Origin of the sequence: Collinsella sp. SGI.178, assembly GCF_050313495.1 — a bacterium.
Lineage (GTDB): Bacteria > Actinomycetota > Coriobacteriia > Coriobacteriales > Coriobacteriaceae > Collinsella.
The window spans coordinates 1-2797 of record NZ_JBNPLM010000041.1 but is presented as its reverse complement, the minus strand read 5'-3'; the positions used below and the strand labels follow the sequence as shown (position 1 = coordinate 2797).

Annotated in this window: 2 protein-coding genes; both read left to right on the top strand. The window is 63.6% G+C overall.

The annotated features are described in order from the left end of the window. The first annotated feature begins 152 nt into the window (after positions 1-152). Positions 153-2012, top strand: coding sequence for an ABC-F family ATP-binding cassette domain-containing protein (locus ACQRAQ_RS08485; RefSeq protein ID WP_427794542.1), 1860 nt, complete (start codon positions 153-155; stop codon positions 2010-2012). A 6-nt stretch (positions 2013-2018) separates the two neighbouring features. Next, positions 2019-2789, top strand: a complete 771-nt coding sequence (locus ACQRAQ_RS08480) for a Cof-type HAD-IIB family hydrolase (RefSeq protein ID WP_427794541.1) — start codon at positions 2019-2021, stop codon at positions 2787-2789. The last annotated feature ends 8 nt before the right edge of the window (positions 2790-2797 follow it).

Here is a 2797-nt window from a genome sequence, read left to right as displayed (position 1 = left end):
GTTTAACGTTTTACCACGGAGTTCCCTTGGACTGCTCTGACGTTTGCCCAGATAAAACCTGCCAAAATAAACCTGTCCCTTTTTGGTAGGTTTTGGGGCGGGGCTCGCTGCTATCATGGACAACGTTGAATTTCTACGAAGGAGCAGGGCATATGGCGATTCTTTTGGGATGCGATTCCGTCAGCCTAGAGTTTCCCACCAAGCATATTTTCGATAGCGTGACGCTCGGCGTGGACGAGGGCGACCGCATTGGCATCGTCGGTAAAAACGGCGACGGCAAGTCGACGCTGCTGAGTGTGCTCGCTGGCGTGCTGGAGCCCGACGACGGCCGCGTGACGCACCGCCGCGACACCACGATCGGATTGCTCGGCCAAAAGGACAACCTGGTCGATACCGACACCGTGCATCATGCCGTCGTCGGCGACACGCCCGAGTACGAATGGGCGTCGAGCCCGCGTACGCGCCAGATCCTGGCCGGCCTTATTAGCGATGTGCCCTGGGAGGGCACGGTGGGCGAGCTTTCGGGCGGTCAGCGCCGCCGCGTGGACCTCGCGCGCCTGCTGATCGGCGACTACGATGTGCTCATGCTCGACGAGCCCACCAACCACCTGGACATGCGCACCATCAACTGGCTCGCGCGCCACTTAAAGGCCCGCTGGCAGCGCGGCCAGGGCGCCATGCTCGTGGTCACGCACGACCGTTGGTTCTTGGACGAGGTCTGCACCAGCATGTGGGAGGTCCACGATGGCCAGGTCGACCCCTTCGAGGGCGGCTACTCCGCATATATCCTTCAGCGCGTAGAGCGCGACCGCATGGCCGCCGTTACCGAGGAGCGCCGCCGCAACATGGCGCGCAAGGAGCTCGCGTGGCTGAGCCGCGGCGCACAGGCGCGCTCCACCAAGCCCAAGTTTCGTGTGGAGGCCGCTCGCGAGCTCATCGCCGACGTACCGCCCGTGCGCGACGAGCTGGAGCTCAAGCGCCTGGCGGTGAGTCGCCTGGGCAAGCAGGTTATCGACGTGGTCGACGTGGACGCCGGCTATGCCGATACCGACGGCGCGCCCAAGCAAGTGCTCTCCGACGTGACCTGGCTCATTGGTGCGGGCGACCGCTATGGTCTTTTGGGCGAGAACGGCGCCGGCAAGTCCACACTGCTCGATGTGATTCAGGGCAAGATCGCGCCCCTGCGCGGCCGCGTGAAGATTGGCCAGACGGTGCGCTTTGGCGTGCTGTCGCAGCAGCTCGAGGAGCTCGAGCCCTACATGGGCGACACGATCCGCGAGGTGCTCAGCAACTACAAGAAGTACTACGTTATCGATGGCAAGGAGACCTCGCCCGAGAAGCTCTGCGAGCGTCTGGGCTTTACGACGCAGCAGCTCTGGAGTCGTATCGGCGATCTTTCGGGCGGACAGCGCCGTCGCCTGTCGCTGCTGCTGACGATCCTGGACGAGCCCAATGTGCTCATCTTGGACGAGCCCGGCAACGACCTGGATACCGACATGCTGGCGATTGTCGAGGACCTGCTCGATGGTTGGCCCGGCACGTTGATTCTGGTAACGCATGACCGCTTTTTGATGGAGCGCGTGACCGACCAGCAGTGGGCACTGCTCGACGGCCACCTGACGCACATGCCCGGCGGCGTCGACCAGTACCTGCGCCTGTGCAATGCCACCGCCGAGGGCGAGCCCGTGGGTGCGCCGAGCGCCAAGACCGGCACGTTTGACACCGGTGCCGCGGCAGCTGCGGCCGAAAAGCCCAAGGCGAGCGGTCAGCCCAATGGCCTTTCCAACGCCGAGCGCCAGAAGCTCCGCCGCGAGGTGAGCTCGCTCGAGCGCAAGATGGAGACGCAGCGCGCTCGCGTGGAGGAGGCCGAGGCCGCGATGGCTCAGGTCGACCCCACCAACTACACGGCGCTGGGCGAGCAGCAGGCAAAGATCGACGAGGCTCACGCCGCTATGGACGAGCTGGAGATGGCGTGGCTCGAGGCGAGCGAGAAGCTCGAGGGCGAGGAGTAGACGAGGATGATCAAAGCCGCGTTTTTCGATATCGACGGCACGCTACTGAGCTTTAAGACGCACCGGATTCCGGCGTCGGCGCAGCAAGTGCTCGACAGCTTTCACGAGCAGGGGATTGCGTGCGTGATCGCCACGGGCCGTCCGACCTACCAGATGCCGGATTGGCTGTTCGATCTTGGTTGGGATGCGTACATTACACTTTCGGGCCAGCACTGCTTTGATGCCGAGGGCGTCTACCGCAGCTGTCCGATTGATCCGGACGACGTTGCGGTGATTGTGGACCAGGTGGCGCAGGGGCGCTATGACTCACTGTGCATGCAGGGCGAGAACTCGTTTGTGAACCGCCTGTCCGAGCGCGTGGTGACGGCCGGTAACAACGCGGGAATCGTCTACCACGAGGAGCCGTTTGAGCACGCCTTCGATGCGCCGGTTTACCAGTTTTGCGCCTTTGTGGATCCGGCCGACGAGCATATCGTGACCGACGCCGTGTCGCATTCTCTCACCACGCGCTGGTGCGACCTGTTCTGCGACATTATTCCGGCAGACGGCGGCAAGGACCTGGGCGTGGCGGCGACGCTGGAGCGCCTGGGCATCGACGCGAGCGAGGCGATTGCCTTTGGCGACGGCGAGAACGACCTGTCGATGTTTGCCTCCGTGGGTACGAGCGTGGCCATGGGAAACGCGCAGGATACCGTGAAGGTCGCGGCGACCTACGTGACGACCGCCGTGGACGACGACGGAATTTACAACGCCGCAAAGCACTTTGGGCTGCTATAGCTGCGGCT

Bases quoted from the DNA above. Each gene is read 5' to 3' on its own strand.
- ACQRAQ_RS08480 (WP_427794541.1), top strand. From the start codon at position 2,019: ATGATCAAAGCCGCGTTTTTCGATATCGACGGCACGCTACTGAGCTTT.
- ACQRAQ_RS08485 (WP_427794542.1), top strand. From the start codon at position 153: ATGGCGATTCTTTTGGGATGCGATTCCGTCAGCCTAGAGTTTCCCACC.